Origin of the sequence: Psychrobacter phenylpyruvicus DSM 7000 = NBRC 102152, assembly GCF_000685805.1 — a bacterium.
GTDB lineage: Bacteria > Pseudomonadota > Gammaproteobacteria > Pseudomonadales > Moraxellaceae > Psychrobacter > Psychrobacter phenylpyruvicus.
The window spans coordinates 61,297-80,280 of record NZ_JMKP01000005.1 but is presented as its reverse complement, the minus strand read 5'-3'; the positions used below and the strand labels follow the sequence as shown (position 1 = coordinate 80,280).

Here is an 18,984-nt window from a genome sequence, read left to right as displayed (position 1 = left end):
TTAGACAGCTCTTCTCGCATGTAAGATACCCGGCTGTTGTTCAAGCTTGGCCAGCAATTTTGATAATTGTGATAAACCGGTCACCTCGAGACGGAACTTGAGGTGTGCCACATTATCATCATCACTATTGGTATCTACGCCGCGAATATTGACATCTTCTTTATCAATAACTTGGGTTAGGTCGCGAAGTAAGCCTCTTCTATCATAAGCCTCAATTATGATTTCAACGGGCTGATAACTGGTCTGCTGTGATACCCAAGAAGCCGAGATTTCACGTTCAGGTTCCCGCTCAATTAAACGGTTGTATTCTGCACAGCCTCGATTGTGAATAGAGACCCCACTACTTTGAGTAATAAAACCCGCGATAGGCTCACCGTATACCGGCTGACAGCAGTTAGCGAATCGAGTTTCTATATTATCGAGACCGTCAATATTAATCTTATAAGCGTCGAGCTTCCCAGTGACTTTAGGATGTACGCTTGGGGTATAGTCTTGCTCTTCCTTATCGGTGACTAAGTCAAGCTCTCGTGAGATGTGTCCTGTCAGCTGATGAAGGCCTATATCACCGGTGACCAAGCCTACTAAGATATCATCAGCAGAGTTGACATTGAAATGTTTGACGTAGTCTTTTAAATTAATGCTATTGGGATGAACCGATAAGCGGCTCAACTCTTTTGTTAGCATCTGTTTGCCAATTTCTATATTTTTATCACGGTCTTGCTTATTAAACCATTGACGTAGCTTTGAGCGAGCACGCGAGGTTTGAATGTAGCCCAAGGAAGGAACCAGCCAATCTCGGTTTGGCTCCCGTGATGACTTGGTAATTATCTCTACCTGTTCACCAGTTTTTAACTGATAGGTGAGGGGAACATAACGTTGGTTCACCCGCGCTGCTTGGGCACGGTTACCTACCTGAGTATGCACGTAGTAAGCGAAGTCCAAAACTGTAGCACCTTTAGGTAGTTCGGTAATGTCTCCATCACGGCTAAACACGTAAATGTGCTCTAATTCGCCGAAGTCTACCAGTTGTTCTTCGTCTTCTTCTAAGTCAAACTCATCAATGATGCCCTCGGGTGACAAGTTTTTATTGGTGCTATCACTGCCTGCCAATAATAATTGACGTAGAGAGTTAATTTTCTGATTGAGGTAAGCATCCTGCTTATTTTTGCCACCTTCTTTGTAATTGACATGAGCACACATACCGAGTTCAGCTTCAAAATGCATCTGATGGGTGCGAATTTGAATTTCTAAGGATTTGTTTTCGGCAATAACTGCAGTATGTAATGAGCGATAACCATTGGCTTTAGGATTGGTAATATAGTCATCAAATTGCTCTGGTATATGACGCCACATACCATGAACGAGCCCTAAGGTGTGATAACACTCAGCTTGAGTATCGACCAACACCCGCAATGCTCTAATGTCATAGAGTTGATCAAATGATAAGCCTTTTAGCTTCATCTTACGGTAGATAGAATAAATGTGCTTAACCCGTCCTGAAACTTCCCCTTTAATGCCAGCTTCGGCCAAGGCTGTTTCGAGCTGTGCTTGCACCCGTTCGATGTATTCTTCCCTTTCACTGCGCTTTTCAGATAGGAGCTTGGCAATCTCTTTATAACGATCAGGGGCAAGATAGCGAAACGCTAAGTCTTCTAACTCCCACTTAATCTGAGCGATACCCAAACGGTGTGCTAAAGGGGCATAAATAGTCATAACCTCACGTGACACACGTTGTCTACGCTCTTCACTGGCGTAGGACAGCTCACGCATGGCAAAGGTACGCTCAGCCAGCTTAATGAGTACCACACGTACATCATTGGTCATTGAGATTAGCATGCTATAAATGTTTGACAGCTGCTCGCGTTGATTATTAACGAAATGGTCTTCTAAGCGTTTATTGCTCTCGATAGTTTCAGACAACTGACCCAAAGCCAAGGCATCTCTAACCAATTTGGCCACTTCACTGCCGAAAGCTTCTTCGATACGCTCGTTGGAGATAAGGTTGGTACGCGCCGCACGATACAGCATAGCAGCAGTTAACGCATCCTCATCTTGGTATAGATAAGTAAGAATATCGGTCATACCGATACCCGTCATGTAGGCACTGGAGCGGTTGTCCTCGGATTCTAAGCTAGATTTTCTACCGACCATCTCACAGGCTTTTGCCAAATCTGGTAATTCGGGAATATTAACCCGATTAGACACAGCTTTTAGCCAAGCGGGTAAATCAATGATGGTATTTTCGGCTAAGACTTTATCTTTGTTTTGCTCATCGGTAGGACTAGATTTATTTTCAGAGTCTGGAGTATAGGCCGTGTTATGAGAGTAGGTTAGGGTGTCAAGTTGTACCCGTTCCACTAATTCTGCATCGTTAAGAGGTAGGAAGTCCGCTTGAATAGAGCGGTCCATGGCTGTAGTAAGCTTGGAGGTGGCCAGTTGCTTTTTTAAATCTTCATTAAGCAACTTAAAGGATTCATTAGCACCAGGTTTATAGTAACCATGTTGCTGCTGAGCAATCATTTGCGCAGCTAGGGAGGCACTGTCTTCAGTTGTTGTTTGACCATCAATAAGGGGCAACCCTTCGCGAACTTTTACCAAGTCTTCCTCCCTTAACATATGTTAGACGGGTTCAAGTTAAAAGCCTAAACCGAGTCCTATACTATGTTGTATGCTATTACTTAACTATCGTTTATTATTATCTTATCTATTAAAAATATTTCAAGTTGTGCTCTGTGAACAGTTGTGAACCAAGGTAATCCATGATCTAATAAAACATACTTTGTAAGTATTGTATAGCAAGTAATCAAAATCCTTTAATACTATAGTGAGCTTAGTTAACCCTTAGTTTGCATATAGGCCTCTGCAGCTTATAAAACATAATGTTAAACAGTCTCACTATAGTTTACAGTTAAGCAGTATCGAGCTAAACAGAGTCTACTTTTTCAAAGCGGGCAATTGATTCAACATGACCGGTGTGACAGAACATGTCCATCACTCCAGCATCTGTTAGGCGGTAGCCCTGTTCAATCAAAGCTTTGGTGTCACGAGCCAGTGTAGCGGGGTTACAAGACACATAAACAATGCGTGAGGCATTAAAACGAGGCAAATACTGCATAACTTCCCAAGCACCAGAACGCGGCGGATCAATTAAGATAGCATCAAAGCCTTGCTGCGCCCACGGCTGCTCACTAAAATCTTGGGTCAAATCTTGATTATAAAACTCAGTATTGCTAATGCCATTGCGTTTGGCATTATCTGCAGCGCGGGCGGTCATAGCGTCTGAGCCTTCAACCCCAATGGCCAGGCCTTGGGTTCCATCTTTACCGCCTACTAAGCGGGCTAAAGGCAGGCTGAAATTACCCAAGCCACTAAACAAGTCCAGTACGCGCTCACCAGGCTTTAAGTCTAGCAAGTCACATGCCAACTTGGTCATCTTACGGTTCACAGACAAGTTGACCTGGGTGAAATCGGTCGGAATAAACTCATAAGTTAGGTCAAATTCAGGCAGTTGATAATACAAACGGCCAAACTGCTCCGTTAAATCATCGGTGTCGTGTAGTGCAATACGCTCGATGCTGTCAGGACCTTTCGATTGCAAATAAAGCTGCCAGTTGCGGGCTTTAAAGAAAGTTTTTAGCTTGTCGATATCAGCTTCAGACAGCGGTTCAAGATGACGTAAAATAAGTGCCACAGGCTGGTCGCCATCGGCTAGCTCTGGTATCGCTTCACCCATTGCTAGCTCAATTTGAGCAATATGTGAGCGTGATTCAAGTGAGCTGATTAATGCTTTTAGATTCTCAATTTCAAATCCAATGCGCTCATCTAGAATATGACATTCATTTAACTCGGCTAAGAAGTTGCTGTTACGCTCACGAAAGCCAACCAACGCACTGTCTTTTTTGGCAACATAGCGCACACCCATACGTGCTTTGGTGCGATAACCTAGACGGTCTGCTACTACAGGTGGTAGCCAATTGTCAGGCTGAACGTCGGCTTGATGCTGAAGCAGTTCTGCTAATACGGTTTGTTTAAAAGCTATCTGCCCATCAGGCTGCCAATGTTGCAAACTACAACCACCACATATTCCAAAGTGTGGGCAAGGCGGGGTCTGACGCTGTGGATGAGGATTTTCAATTAATTCAACCGCATCCCCTTCTTCAAAGCTTTTACGGCTATTGGTTAGGCGCACAGTAACGGATTCATTAGGTAAGGCAAAGCTGACAAATACCTTTTTGCCATGCTTTTCTTCAATATGACCTTGGTCAGCGCCAAACTCATTGCCATAAATAGCCACACCCCGACCATCATGAGATAAGCCGTCAATTTTGAAAGGAAGCGGCGCAGCGTCTTTCAAGCGGCGACGCACTCTTGAGCTGGTCTTAGAAAGCTTCTTGCTTGGAGCTGCCGCTAAAGAGGCGTTATTGGTGCGACTATCGGTTGGAGATGGGGTATTGTTTGTATTATCGGTGGGCTGCATAAACCTGCCTGTCTGTTAAATGTGCCAAAAATTAAGGGTAAATATTAGTGAGATTTTAACACATAAAGCCCTTGGTCGAGACTGAAGCGTTAGCAATAACTGCTTTAAAAGGGGCTAAATCTATTAAGGGTTAGGGATTTGGAAATAAATTGGTGAGCTAAGGCATGATAGAAGGATAAATGTTTTAACCATCAATCCTAAAAAGTGATTAATGGGAGACCGGCCAGTGCGCTAAAAAGTCCTGATGGCGAATACTGCTATCCTCTTCAAATTTATTTTGCAAAAAGTCGCGAGTTTGATCTTGCCAAATGTCAAAATCAGCTGAAGATAGATGGCCTATCAAACGCATCCACCGCAGGTAGATAAGCCAAGTATTAAGGACATCTGACTCGCAGTAAATGGCAAGTTCGTGCCACTGCTTCTGCGCCACCATATCGCCAACCTGGCTGCCATCAAGCTCGCGCTTGCCTGGCAAACCATATAAGTTGGCTACAATAGTCATGGCTTCACGGCGACTGCTACCGTACTGACTGAAACGGTCCATTAAATCAAGATGCCGGGTGTGAAAGCGATTGACGTAATTATCATAGCGCATGGCAGTAATGCGATTGCCTTCCTCAAACAGTAAAGGAACGCTTAAATCGTATAACATTGCCCGGTAAATCAATACTGGGATGTCAAATCCTGACCCATTCCAACTGACCAACTGCGGTAAGGTTTTAAGGTCTTTAAAGGCACGGAAGAAGGTAGATATAATTTCTTTTTCACTAAGAGTTTCAGCCGTGAGAGAAAACAGGGAGAGCTGACCGTCTTTCAAATAAAACACAGAGATACACACAATCTTATGCAGGGGCAGACGCATAAAATCATCTCCTGACTCTTGGACACGTAGGCTGGTTAAAGCGGTCAACGCATCTTCATCGCTAAGGTCGGCCAACTGAGGATAAACCCGGCGAGCGCCGTCAATATCAGCGACGGTTTCGATGTCGAATACCAAGACAGGTTGCTTTAAAAGATCAGTCATAGCGTATCTACTGTGTTTTTAGTATTGAAAGCTAAGTATTACAAGCCAATTGCACCGGCAAGTGCTCTGTCGGTGTAATTAACTTTCTTATCTTTGCTTTTATAGCCAAGTGATTATTTTCTAAGTAATGGTTTTCTAAGTAGCTATTTACCAAGCAATTGTTTGCCAGGTGATTACTCGGCGGTAAACAAGCCGGTAGATAGATATCTGTCACCACGATCACAAACGATAAAAGCAATTACCGCGTCTGGCTGGGTGTCTTTAATCTCTTTAGCCACTTGGATAGCGGCCCAAGCGGCTGCTCCAGAAGATACCCCTGCTAAAATTCCTTCGGTACGGGCCAACTTACGCATATAGACCTCTGCTGTATATTGGCTAATATCCATAATACGGTCGATAACAGTTGGGTCATAAATCTCTGGCTTGTATTCTTCAGGCCAGCGGCGAATACCAGCAATAGAAGACTCATCATCAGGCTGCAGGCCAATGACTTGAATATCAGGGTTTTGCTCTTTTAAGTATTTACCAGTCCCAGAAATGGTTCCTGTGGTGCCCATTGAGCTGATGAAGTGAGTAATACGTCCGTCAGTTTGACGCCATAACTCTGGACCTGTCGTTTCATAGTGGGCCGCACTGTTGTCAGGGTTGGCAAATTGATTTAGCACGATGCCTTTGCCCTCAGCTTGTAACTGTAATGCTTGGTCACGAGCCGCCTCAATACCTTCATCTACTTCGATTAAAGTGGCTCCATAAGCCGCCATAGCATCTTTGCGTTCTTGGGTAGAGTTGGTGGGCATTAACAGAATCATATTATAGCCACGCATGGCTGCAACCATAGCCAAAGCAATACCGGTATTGCCACTGGTGGCTTCAATCAGGGTATCACCAGGCTTAATTTGACCGCGCTTTTCGGCTTGATGGATCATGTTAAAAGCCGGACGATCCTTAACTGAGCTGGCTGGGTTGTTGCCCTCTAACTTGGCCAAGACCTGTACCTGAGTGTCCACTCCTTCAAGTTGAGGTAAACGCTGTAGCGCAACCAAAGGGGTGTTGCCTACGCAGTTTGATAAGGTTGTGACTTGGTTGAAGAAGTTCGCAGGGGTTTGAGTCGAATTTGACATAAAGAGCCTCAGTACAAGTTATCAGTTTTATTATAGAAGTATAAATGCAAAAGATTATACCATTTTGAGTCCCATCAGGTTATCTGCAATACGTTAAAACCTGTTACACTTATCGTGGCCTCTGCTTATATATAGCTGGTTGTTTATTTACTTTTACTTGGCTCTAATCTATTGTGGCTTTCATGCCCCTAAATAAAGTCTACTTCCCATGCAAAAAAAAATAATCGATTTTAGTAGTGCCTATGCACAGCTCATCTTACTGGTATTTTTGCCCATTGTGGTGTTGGCAGCCGTTGGGGCCTACTTGGTAGAAAGAGAGTCAAGTAAAGCTATTAAGTCTGAGCAGCGCACTTTGGCCACAGCAGCACTGATACGCTATGAGCCCATGGTGAAGCAGCTACTACCTGTGATTTTAAAGAACCAGGGTAAACAAGTGCAAGAAGATTTGCCCAGAGAAGCCTTGTCCGAAAACTTGGAGTCAAACCAATCTACCTCAACCGTTAGTAGCAAGGCTGAAGTTGTTCGAGACTCAAGCTCTCAAGTTGCCAATATGTCCGTGCCTGAAGAGCTTCAAGGTGTTGACGGTATCATTGATAGTCAAGAGCTTGAAAGAAATCTTAACTCTTTAGATGATATCCAAAAGCGGATTAGCTATATCTTATCTTCAATGAATAATAATCAGCATATCCAGCGGGTGGCTATTATTGATGAGGGTGGTAAGGTTTTGGCTTTTTCGGGAAATCAAAGCATTGAGCCTTGGATTAATATTAATCCACAAAAATTGATTGATAAGACTGCGGTTGATCAACAGGGGTTTGTGTCAGGTGTTCCCACTGATATTGGCACGGCTTATGGCTACCTATTGGGAAACTATGAGGGCACAAAATACTGGTTGTTCGTTGATATGGACAATGAGCCGTTAACCATAGCTCAGCTAAAGGTTTGGTTGGGGTTAGGTATTACCGGTCTATTTACCTTGCTTATGCTACTTCTCAGCTTGAATACTTATGCCAAGAGCTGGATTGCGCCTATTTATGATTTGCGGTTGTATTTACAGCAGATTACCCCTGAAAATATGTATTTGCCAGTGAATATTAAATCCACCGGTGAATTGAATTTACTACAGCAGGATTTATTAAAGACCTTTAGACGGCTATATGGGGATTTTCAGGAGTTAAAAGACCATTCTGACCAGACTGAAGATGATCTGCGCGATGCTTTTGATGAAATGGAGATGCAAAATATCTTTATTCGAGAAGCTCGAGATCAGGCCATATCTAGTAGCCAAGCAAAATCTGCTTTCTTAGCCAACATTAGCCATGAATTACGCACCCCTTTAAATAGTATTGATGGCTTTATTAACCTTCTAGCGCGGCATGGAGAGTTAACTGCCGAGCAAGACTTATATGTGCAAACCATCCGCAAATCTTCCGCTCACTTATTGGCCCTGGTCAATGACGTTTTGGACTTCTCAAAAATTGAAGCCGGTAAGCTGGTGCTGGATAAGCATGAATTTAGTTTGTACTCAGCCATTTATGATGTGATGGATATGTTGTCGCCGTTAGCCGCTGAAAAAGGGCTGCGTATGGCGGTGATGTACTATAACGATGTGCCCAACACCATCATTGGTGATGCACTGCGAGTGAAGCAAGTACTGACCAATCTGGTAGGCAATGCCATTAAATTTACCGATGTGGGGGAGGTTGTAGTCCGAGTCGGTATCGATGAGATTGAAGAGGCAACAGTAATTGATAAGGACTCAGACAGCGTTCAGAGTGCTGGTGCGGGACAAGTCTCAAGTGAAAACCATCTGAACGGTGGCAGCATGATTCATATTGCCATTCAAGACACAGGTCATGGGTTATCTGAGAGCGCTAAGAGTCAATTATTTAAAAGCTTCAGCCAGGGCGATCCTTCGATTACCCGGCAGTATGGTGGTACCGGCTTAGGACTGGTTATTTCTAAGCAGTTGACCAAACTGATGGGCGGCAGTATTGGTTTTTATGACAATGATAAGGTCAATATAAATGGCCAGGGATTATTGGCAGACACTACTTTGCAAAGTACTGCTAATACAGGTTCAGTACGTACAGGAGCTACTTTTTGGTTCACAATTCCAGCTCATATAGAAGTAGACTTGCCTGATGATATCGAGTTTGGGGCGACTCATGAAGACATTGATAATGAGGATCAAATAAGGCTGCCAGTACTGCGTCCCTTTGCCCAATCATCGACAATTGATGATAAGCCCTTTGAGATGTTGGTATGGATAAACCATGCCCCAAGTATTCAAGTGTTTATGGCAGCGACTCGACCGCTGAATATGAATGTAACCATAGCCCGTTCGTTGGCAGGTGCCTTAGAGAAGCTAAAAGAAGGCGGTAATAGCTGGAATTGGGTGGTCATTGATGGAGGTGAAAGTGAGACTAGAGAGGATAGGGCGGCTCTGCTAAAGCAAATTCGCCTGCATTATCAAGGCAAACTAGCCATTTATGGCTATCAAGTGGCTTTAGATGCAACCTTACTGGAGCGTTATAAGGCGACGGGCCTTTATCAGCCCCTTGATAAGCGCCAACTGTATAGCATGCTAGATACACGGACCACTAATGTCTCTACTATGGTTGCGCCGCCGACTTGGCAAGGGATAACGGTGTTGGCAGTTGACGATCATCTGCCAAACTTGTTGGTGCTTGATGCCCTACTCAGTGAGCTGGGTATTAAAGTCATTACGGCCAATAGTGGCTATGATGCAGTAGACATAATCGGTAAGCAGATTATGTATGACACATATGACTATTCAGAGCAATCCAGAATAGAGGGCGCTGCTGGTTCAAGCTCAGCAAAAGACAGCAAAAACACTAAAATTGATTTGGTGTTTATGGATGTTCAAATGCCTAGAATGTCTGGGGATGAAGCTGCGAAAAAGATACGTCAATTAGAAGAAGAGGCGCAAAAAGAGCATTTAAACTACACCAAGCGCTTACCCATTATTGCGTTGACAGCGCATGGCTTGGCGGATGGCAAAGATAAGCTTATAGCAGCGGGCATCGATGATTATGTCGGCAAACCCATCAGTCGTCCGCAATTGTTACAAATTCTACAGCGCTGGCTAGGACGAGGGGGAGAGGCGGTCTCAAGTGCTTTAAAACAAAGTAAATCGGCGCGATCTAATGACATTGCATTAAAGCAAAAGCAAGGTAGTGAGACAGCTTCTACTACAGATAGTGGCGAGATGCCGGTAGTGGATTGGCGAGATGCTTTAATGCGGTCGGCGAACAAAGCAGACTTGGCCAAACAGCTGCTACTGATGATGCAGGATTCTGTAAAAGATGAGTTACTAGATTTGCAAAAGGCTTGGGACAATAGAGACAGAGAGCAGTTGGCACAAATTGCGCATAGAATATTAGGAGCAAGTCGCTACTCTGGTGTGCCCCAAATCCGTCAAGCCAGCCAAGACCTAGAGGACAAGTGCTTGTTAAACGTGCAGCACACTACGCCTGCACAGTTTGCTATGTTGGAGGAGTACTATACGGCGCTGGTTTCTAGCTTAAAAGTGTTGCAAGCATTAGATTTAGATGCTTATATAACCAAACAAATGCAAGACAGCGAAGAGAAAACTTTGAGTGAAAATGATATGACCTGGAAAATGATCTAAGTTTATCACTAGTTAATGGAACTAACCTGGACAATTAAATAAAAAGAGAGAAGCTATGTCATCCCTACTAACCAAGACCTACCAGACCGTCACCTTAAGTGAGGCCAATGATATTTTGACTGTAACCCTAAATCGTCCTGACAAAAAAAATGCGATGAGTTTTCAAATGATGGCAGAGCTAATCAATGTTGCCAAGGCTCTAAAAAAAGACCGAGCTATTCGTGCGGTTATTATTAATGGAGAGGGTGATACTTTTTGTGCGGGCATCGACTTGGGCGATTTGAATAACCCTAAAAATGCCCTTATGGGATTGTATGAGCTGCTAAAACCCACCCAAAGCATCTTTCAAAGAGTTTGTTTGATATGGCGTGAAGTCCCGATGCCGGTCATTATCACCACTCATGGTTACTGTATTGGGGCTGGCATGCAATTGGCGTTAGCTTGTGATTTTCGTATTACGAGCCCGGACTGCCAGTTTGCCATTATGGAGGCAAAATGGGGTTTAGTACCCGACATGGGATTAACCCAATCTGCTTTGCACGTTTTGCCAGTAGATACCCTAAAAGAGCTGACCATGACCGCCCGTTTAATCTCAGCCGAAGAAGCTGAACAGTTACATTTAGTGAGCCATGTGGATGACAATCCTTATCAGAAAGCCCAAGCCTTAGCAGAGGAGATTGCTAGTCGCTCGCCAGATGCGGTATTGGCCAGTAAACGGGTCATAAACCATATGACTAAGCAAAGCTTTTGTGCCTTGTATCAAGAAAAAATGTGGCAGCTTAAGCTTATGGGCGGTGGTAAAAACCGTAAGCTGGCAATAAAAAAAGCCAAGGACAGTGGGGTGCAGTTTTTAAAGCGTCAGTTTAGTTAATTGGTCTGGAAGGTGGCTTTTTTTGTTTTAAGTAGCTACTAAAAAACCAGGATTAGTCATGTTGTTTTATGGTTAAGTAAGCTTGCGTAATTTTGATTGACTAACGGCGATATTAGGGTAGGCTTAGCTTATTAGCTCCTCTATTTTTTTAATGAATGACGATGGTTAGTTAACCTAACCTAATTTAAAACAGCCAGTTTTGCCAGTTTCTTTTCGGGGAGACTGGCTTTTAATTTTATTGGGTCTTTATATATATTTTATGTCAAAAAAACAAACGACTCCTGCTGATAAACAGCCCATGCCTGTAGCCTGGATTATGATGCTTGGGCTCATTGTGGCTATTGGTCCGTTGTCGATAGATATGTATCTACCGGCCTTGCCAACGATGGCTAAAGACTTTGGGGTGAGTACCGCTCGGATTTCCAACTCAGTGCCGGCTTATTTTATAGGTTTGGTTTTTGGTCAGCTTATTTACGGACCCTTAAGTGACCGTGTCGGCCGAGTAAAACCCCTTTACTTTGGTATGACGTTATATGTCATTGCCTCGATAATATGTGCCACCACAGACAGTGAATATGTGTTATTTGCTGCCCGTACCCTGCAAGCTTTAGGGGCTTGTGTCGGTGCAGTGGTTACCCGAGCGGCCATTCGAGACACCATGCCACCACGTCAAATGGCAAAAGCCTTCTCAATTATGGTACTGGTCATGGGTTTGGCACCTATCTTAGCCCCGTCATTAGGCGCTGCTTTTTTGAGGTTTTTTGATTGGCATGCGATTTTTTGGTTTTTGGCAGCTTTTGGCGTATTAAACCTGCTGCTGACTAAGTTCTTTTTTAAAGAAACCTTGACCGAAGAAAACCGCAGCGTTCGTCCTTTAAAGACCATATTTAGTCAATATGTGGATTTATTAAAAGACCCTTCTTTTGGCTATCCTGCTGTAGGCGCAGGGTTATTAATGGGCTCAATGTTTGTCTATATCAGTGCTGCTCCAGAGTTATTGATGGATGGTTATGGTCTGACAGAAAGTCAATTTAGCTTTATATTTGGCATGAATGCAGCTGGATTTATTGTGCTAACTCAGGTGAATCAGTTTTTAACCAATCGTTTTCGCCTCATTTCACTGCTGCGCTTTGGGGCCACACTACAGACGATAGCCGCTACTTGTTTGTTATTTTTAGGCATTGTTTATGGCTCAGAAGCTTGGTTGCCCTTGGTGCTGACCTCTATTTTCTTTTGTATTTCAGGCTTAGGGTTGACCCAGCCTAATGCTACGGCGATTGCCTTAGCGTTTCAGAAGCATCGTGCTGGTATGGCTAGTGCCTTGCAAGGGTCATTGATGTTTTGTGTTGGCATTTTTGGTGGCGTTTTACTTAATCTATTCCCAGTTAATCCAGTATTTAAACTCGGTGCAACCATGACCATATTAATGTGGTTGGGCACGTTTTTAGTCTACCGAATTGACAGCAGCCTCAATTTGGATAGCGCAAGTTGATACCGAGGTAAAGCCCTCTAAACAGACAAATTTTTGCATTAAAAAAGACCTTTTGGCATTAGCGGAAAGGTCTTTTTAGTTTTAATCTTCAGTACTACCAAACTGGAGGACGCCATAAGGGACTGTGCCAGCCATAAGGACCGTAACCATAACGGCCATATCCCCAAGGATAGGGGGTGCTTAGATATTCCATATCACGTTGACGCAGATAATAATAACGACCTTGATTGTAAGCCTCTTCTAGTTTCTCAATGTCGTCTAATGGACATACTGGTTGCCAAGCGTAACCTTCACGGCCCAGCTTATAGGCATTTAATTCGGTACAGAATTGCTTCAGGCCTTGTTGTCGTCCCTGTTCCCATAACACGCGATTAGGAGTGCTGCCTGGTACCGGAGTGCAGCTCTCTACGTGCTTTGCAAAATAGGCCCCCGAACGGCCTACTATACCATCGGCATAGCCAATCTCGGTCCAATTACCAGCTTGACACTGTTTAGGAGATAAGGCTTGAGTGGTGGCGCATCCGGACAGCAGAGCGAGGGCAGTGCTTAATAGACTACCGGCTAAAGTCATACGCATTAAAGTCATAATGATTGCTCCTGAGGATGAATGCCAAAGTGGAGAAGGGATAACCCCTGAGATCTCCTTTAATCAAGATTAATTAACAACAGAATTAGGTTCAGTGCTTATAGAATACTTTTCTTCTGTTATTATGTATGGTGACTCATTTACGCAACAAAGTTAATAGTTAAATATTGAATTTACGTTAAATCACGTATATATAAGTAGTATAAGAAGGAAAACCTGGTTTTTAAATACCAATAATGGGCATAACTATGAAAACAGTATTAGTGGCAAATCAAAAAGGAGGGTGTGGCAAAACCTCAGTGGCAATTACTTTAGCCGCTGCCTTAGCCAATCAAGGACAGAGTGTGGCGTTAGCAGATGCAGATCCGCAAAAATCTAGCTTGCGCTGGTTAAAACAGCGTCCAAACACCGCCGCGAAGATTTATGCTGTGGATTGGCGGGATGAAGAAGATATTGGTGAGCTTCCAAAAAAAGCGGCCAAGAACTTGGGTAAGAAAGATTGGTTAATTATTGACGCACCAGGCTCATTAACCGCTGATCGCGCTGAGTCTTTAATTAGTGAAGCGAAGGCCATCTTAATTCCAGTCCTACCTTCTATCTTCGATGCGGACAGCACTAAGCAGTTTTTAAAGTCCATTCAAGACATCAAGCGTATACGTAAAGGCAAGGTTGATATCCATTTACTAGCCAACCGTATTCGCCCCCAGAGTAGCACCAACCAAACTTTACAGGGGTTTTTTACTGAAATAGGACAACCTCCCTTAGCATGGCTGAGTGAAAGAAGTTTATATCCACAGTTGGCAGAACAGGGTCTGAGCATCTTTGATTTTAATCAAAAGCGTTATCGTGATGTGCAAGCCCAGTGGCAGCCAGTGATGGACGCTTTGATGCCAAAAGTGGCCAGTAAGTACCAAGAGGTATTGGCAGACAGTACGATACCTGCTACTTTAGAAAAGTTGGCAAACAGCAGTAATGATCAGGAAAATACATTAAAAAAAGTAGATGATGGCTCAACATGGTATGAATAACCACAAAAACCTACTAAACTAGCGCCCTATTTATACTACACCTGTCAGTTGCTGTTATAGCTGACAGCGAGTCAAAATTACGGGGAAATTATGGGTACCTGGATAGCCATTGCTATTGCTATGTTTGCATTGGGCACAATCATGGCGCTTAAGCCCAGTGCTGTTGATATACGCTTAGATAAGCTACGTATGATTGCCAGAAGGTTGGAGCTAAATCCAAAGGTGGTTGCTTGTCCCGATTGGATTCGCGGCCGCAACAATGAGTTTGGTAAAGGGATGATCGGACAGTATTCTCTTATCATGGATGATATGAAATTTCCTGAAACCCATTATCAAGTTGTTGATGGGATGTTGAAACTTGAGAACTTTCAAGCTCAAGGCTCAGATTTAAACCCTCAATCATCCTCTTTAGAAGGATCTCATTCGACCTCTAAGCAAATGCTAGCTCAGCGCTTGGAGGGAGAACCCCTAAGCCTACCTCCCAGCATAGCGCCCTTGGTTAAGGGGGTCTATCTAAAAGCCAATAGTTTGGTAGTGTTTTGGCATGACAGCAGTTACGTACAGCCTGCCACCAACCCAAACTTTAAGGTGCAGCAAATAGAACCTGAATTATCTGCCCTAAAGTCGACCATGCAGGCTTGGGCCCAAAAGCTAGCTAATAAAGGGGCTTAAAAGGCTGAAAATTGTCAAAATTTGTACCATAGTAGGCCACTGCTCTTGAAAAACTTGGTTGACAGCGCAACTGTTAGCAGTGTAACGTCAAGGCAACTTTTGGCACTCAGCATAATTTAACTAGATTTAACTAGTAGCTACCCTGCTTATAAACGCATACATAACAAATATAATTTATAAAAAAGATTAATTAGGATTGTGATATCAATGGCTAAAACCACCGGTAAAAAAACAGCAGCGACCTCTTCAGCCAGTGCTAAAGGCAAATCACTGGTTATTGTGGAGTCTCCTGCAAAAGCGAAAACCATTAATAAATACTTGGGTGATGACTTTATTGTCCGCTCAAGTATTGGTCATGTGCGTGATTTGCCAACCAGCAGCGGTGCCAAGAAAAAAGCCACCAAAGCTGATGAGGGGTTAAGCAAAGAAGAGAAAGCACAACAAGCCTTGGTACGCAGAATGGGTATTGACCCAGAGCATGGCTGGAAAGCGGTATATGAAGTACTGCCTAGCAAGACCAAGGTTATTAAAGAATTAAAAGCTCTGGCCAAAGATGCCGATAAGATTTATCTGGCAACGGATTTGGATAGAGAAGGGGAAGCCATTGCTTGGCATTTACGTGAAGTGATTGGCGGTGATGACAGCAAATACCAAAGAGTGGTGTTTAACGAGATTACCAAATCTGCCATTCAAAACGCGTTTAAAGAACCAGGCAAGCTTGATATTGACCGAGTCAATGCTCAGCAAGCTCGCCGCTTTTTAGACCGTGTTGTGGGCTTTATGGTATCTCCTTTATTGTGGCAAAAGATTGCTCGTGGTCTATCTGCAGGACGAGTACAGTCAGTAGCGACTCGACTTGTGGTTGAGCGTGAGCGTGAGATTCGTGCCTTTATTCCAGAAGAATATTGGCAAATCCATGCCGACACCACCATGAAAGGTAATGACAATGCGAATGTAGCCGAAGACACGCCAATTCGTCTAGAAGCGGTCAAGCAAAATGGCAAGACGCTTAAGCTTGAGAACAAACAGCAAACTGACGCGGTACTTGACGTTCTTAAACCCGCCAAATACGTGGTTAAAGAGCGTGAAGAAAAGCCAACTCAGTCTAAGCCAGGTGCTCCTTTTATCACATCGACCTTACAGCAAGCAGCCAGTACTCGCTTGGGCTTCCCAGTGAAGAAAACCATGATGTTGGCGCAGCGTCTGTATGAAGCCGGTCATATTACTTATATGCGTACCGACTCTACCTTCTTATCGGCTGATGCCTTGGCTGGAGTTCGAAGCTTTATTGAAGACAGCTATGGCAAAAAATACTTGCCAGAGAAGCCAAACTTCTATGGTAGCAAACAAAATGCCCAAGAGGCTCACGAAGCTATCCGTCCGACCAATGCCAATCTAAAATCGACTCAACTGAAAGGGGTTGAGCGTGATGCCATTCGTCTTTATGAGTTAATCTGGCGTCAATTTGTGGCCTGTCAGATGTTACCAGCTAAATATAAATCGGTTAACTTGCTGGTTGAAGCGGGTAACGTGGAGCTAAAAGCTCGTGGTCGCACCATGACCTTTGATGGTTATACCAAAGTTATGCCACCAGCAAAAACAGACGATACCTTACTGCCTGATGTCAAACAGGGCGATGAACTGAATTTGGTTAAGCTGGATCCCAGCCAACATTTCACTAAACCACCAGCACGTTATACCGAGGCAAGCTTGGTAAAAGAGCTTGAGAAAAAAGGTATTGGTCGTCCTTCTACTTATGCTTCTATTATCTCGACCATTCAAGATAGAGGTTATGTCAGATTAGAGAACAAACGTTTGTACGCCGAAAAAATGGGTGACATCGTTACCGATCGTCTGACCGAAAGTTTCCCCGAATTGATGGACTACACTTTCACAGCGGGTCTTGAGGATGAGCTAGACCACGTGGCTCAAGGCGAACAAGACTGGAAAGCGGTTCTTGATGACTTCTATGGTGATTTCAAAACCAAACTTGAGCACGCCAAAGAAAAAGACGGCATGCGCCCTAATGATCCAACCGACGTCCCAGATGTGCATTGTGACTTGTGTGGCCGACCGATGCAGCTGCGTAATGGCTCCACTGGGGTATTTTTAGGCTGTACTGGTTATAATTTACCTCCAAAAGAGCGTTGTAAAGGCACCAAGAACTTAATGCCCGTAGAAGCTTTTGCTAACTTAGATGACAGTGAAATTGATGATGCTGCTGAAGTTAAAGAGCTGATGGAGAAGAAGCGCTGTCCTAAATGTAGTACAGCAATGGATGGCTATATCGTTGATGGGGGTTTAAAGCTGCATATTTGTGGTAACAACCCAGACTGTGATGGCTATTTGCTGGAAGAAGGTAAATTTGAAGTGCCAGGCTCTGATGCACCGACCATCAACTGTAATAAATGTGATGGTCAAATGGAGCTAAAAACAGGTCGTTTTGGTCCTTACTTTGCCTGTAATAAATGTGACAACACGCGTAAAGTACTAAAAAATGGTGAGCCTGCGCCACCACGTATGGACCCAATTGACATGCCACAGTTGAAGTCGACCAAGCATGATGACCATTTCATCTTACGTGAGGGAGCAGCGGGCTTGTTCTTAGCAGCTTCTAAGTTCCCTAAAGTACGGGAGACTAGACCGCCTAAATTAGCTGAATTACGCTCTATTCAGGATCAAATGGAGGATAAGTTCCAGTACTTATTTAAGGGTCCAGATGAAGATCCAGAGGGCAACCCAACCATTCTACGTTGGTCACGTAAGCAAAAAGAGCAATATATTGGCTCAGAAAACTTGAAGACTGGCAAGGCGACCCGTTGGGGTGTTTACTGGCGTAATGGCGAGTGGGTTGAGGAGTAAGGCTTAAACCACTTGCTACTTAGCTAAGTTAAATAAAGGCTAAAAGCGTATTAAAATAAAAGGCCCAGCACTTCAAGTGTTGGGCCTTTTGCTATAACAGTATTGACTCGCTTAAAGGAGACTAGTCTTGTTGCTGCTGCTCTAGTTTCGCTTGTAGTTTCTGCTGTTTGCGAGCTTCAATAACCTCATTCACCTCAACGCCGATATGAGCTTCACCACGCTCTTTGGCCAACTGGATTTGACGTTGACGCTCACGAAATCTAGCCCGCTGCTCTTCAGTGGCTTTATCGATACAGTGAGGGCAAGATTCGCCTTTCACATAGGCAGGATGCTGTTTGTCTTCTTCGGTAATTGGCATACGACAAGCATAGCATTGGTCATAATCACTTTTTTCAAGACTATGATTTACAGCCACACGATTGTCAAAAACAAAGCAGTCGCCTTGCCACATAGATTGTTCAGCAGGCACTTCTTCTAAATACTTTAAAATACCGCCTTCCAAATGATACACTTCATCAAAACCCTGTTCGCGCAAATACGCGGTAGATTTTTCACAGCGAATACCACCGGTACAGAACATCGCCACTTTTTTATGTTTATTAGGATCCAGTTCATTTTTTACGTATTCTGGAAACTCACGGAAGGTTTCTGTTTTTGGATTCACCGCATTTTTGAAGGTACCGATTTGAACTTCATAATCATTACGAGTGTCGATTAACAACACTTCTGGATCGCTGATTAAATCATTCCACTCGCTAGGCTTAACGTAGCGACCAACGGACTGTAAGGGGTCGATGCCTTCTACGCCCATGGTGACAATTTCTTTTTTTAACTTAACTTTAGTACGGAAAAAAGGCTGGGTATCAGTAAAAGACTCTTTGTACTCTAGTCGGCCGATAGCTGGTATCTGTTGAATATAATCTAGTACGGCATCAATACCTTCACGGCTGCCAGAAATAGTGCCGTTAATACCCTCAGAGGCAAGTAGTAGTGTCCCACGCACCCCTTGATCTAACATTAATTGGCGTAATGGCTCACGGTAGTCTTCATAATCGTCAAATCGGGTGAATTTATAAAGGGCCGTTACTACGATATCCTGTTGCTTAGTAGTGGCATCTGCACTTGTTACATTCTGAGTTGTCATATTTTCTCCTGCTGGCTAGGTCGCAAACCTAGTGCTGATGAGGTCAAAGTAA

11 protein-coding genes and 1 pseudogene are annotated in these 18,984 nt (G+C 43.8%); 6 read left to right on the top strand and 6 right to left on the bottom strand.

The features are described from left to right. The 4 genes from G561_RS0103365 to cysM form a co-directional block, all read right to left on the bottom strand. A complete protein-coding gene (locus tag G561_RS0103365) occupies positions 1–2,616 on the bottom strand; it encodes a RelA/SpoT family protein (RefSeq protein ID WP_373277671.1) in 2,616 nt (871 codons plus the stop codon). A gap of 307 nt (positions 2,617–2,923) precedes the next feature. Then, positions 2,924–4,477 (bottom strand): 23S rRNA (uracil(1939)-C(5))-methyltransferase RlmD, encoded by a 1,554-nt coding sequence (rlmD, locus tag G561_RS0103360; protein WP_028858287.1) that lies wholly within the window; start codon positions 4,475–4,477, stop codon positions 2,924–2,926. A 208-nt stretch (positions 4,478–4,685) separates the two neighbouring features. Then, positions 4,686–5,501, bottom strand: coding sequence for a 3'-5' exonuclease (locus G561_RS0103355; protein WP_028858286.1), 816 nt, complete (start codon positions 5,499–5,501; stop codon positions 4,686–4,688). 173 nt (positions 5,502–5,674) lie between these two features. Beyond that, positions 5,675–6,622: a cysteine synthase CysM gene (gene cysM / locus G561_RS0103350; RefSeq protein ID WP_028858285.1), complete on the bottom strand. Its 948-nt coding sequence runs from the start codon at positions 6,620–6,622 to the stop codon at positions 5,675–5,677. A gap of 208 nt (positions 6,623–6,830) precedes the next feature. Between cysM and G561_RS0103345 the strand changes: the two genes are divergently transcribed. The 3 genes from G561_RS0103345 to G561_RS0103335 all read left to right on the top strand — a co-directional run bounded on the left by G561_RS0103345 (position 6,831) and on the right by G561_RS0103335 (position 12,640). After that, positions 6,831–10,277: a histidine kinase dimerization/phospho-acceptor domain-containing protein gene (locus G561_RS0103345; RefSeq protein ID WP_028858284.1), complete on the top strand. Its 3,447-nt coding sequence runs from the start codon at positions 6,831–6,833 to the stop codon at positions 10,275–10,277. A gap of 55 nt (positions 10,278–10,332) precedes the next feature. Then, on the top strand, positions 10,333–11,148 hold the full coding sequence (locus tag G561_RS0103340) for a crotonase/enoyl-CoA hydratase family protein (RefSeq protein ID WP_028858283.1): 816 nt from the start codon (positions 10,333–10,335) through the stop codon (positions 11,146–11,148). Positions 11,149–11,407: 259 nt separating this feature from the next. Then, entirely contained in the window at positions 11,408–12,640 is a 1,233-nt protein-coding gene (locus G561_RS0103335) for a multidrug effflux MFS transporter (protein WP_028858282.1), read from the top strand. A gap of 94 nt (positions 12,641–12,734) precedes the next feature. Here the strand turns inward: G561_RS0103335 and G561_RS0103330 are convergent, their stop codons facing one another. Then, on the bottom strand, positions 12,735–13,226 hold the full coding sequence (locus G561_RS0103330; protein ID WP_037031566.1) for a DUF2799 domain-containing protein: 492 nt from the start codon (positions 13,224–13,226) through the stop codon (positions 12,735–12,737). 248 nt (positions 13,227–13,474) lie between these two features. Between G561_RS0103330 and G561_RS0103325 the strand changes: the two are divergent. From G561_RS0103325 to topA, 3 genes and pseudogenes are all read left to right on the top strand, one after another. Continuing rightward, positions 13,475–14,116, top strand: a pseudogene (locus tag G561_RS0103325) (ParA family protein); the annotation flags it as partial. A gap of 228 nt (positions 14,117–14,344) precedes the next feature. Then, positions 14,345–14,926 carry a hypothetical protein gene (locus G561_RS0103320; protein WP_028858279.1) on the top strand — a complete coding sequence of 194 codons (582 nt, stop codon included), beginning with the start codon at positions 14,345–14,347 and terminating at the stop codon, positions 14,924–14,926. A gap of 207 nt (positions 14,927–15,133) precedes the next feature. After that, positions 15,134–17,788 (top strand): type I DNA topoisomerase, encoded by a 2,655-nt coding sequence (gene topA / locus G561_RS0103315; RefSeq protein ID WP_037031563.1) that lies wholly within the window; start codon positions 15,134–15,136, stop codon positions 17,786–17,788. Positions 17,789–17,909: 121 nt separating this feature from the next. Here topA and trhO read toward each other — a convergent pair whose 3' ends face one another. After that, positions 17,910–18,932, bottom strand: a complete 1,023-nt coding sequence (trhO, locus tag G561_RS0103310) for an oxygen-dependent tRNA uridine(34) hydroxylase TrhO (protein WP_028858277.1) — start codon at positions 18,930–18,932, stop codon at positions 17,910–17,912. Positions 18,933–18,984 lie beyond the last annotated feature (52 nt).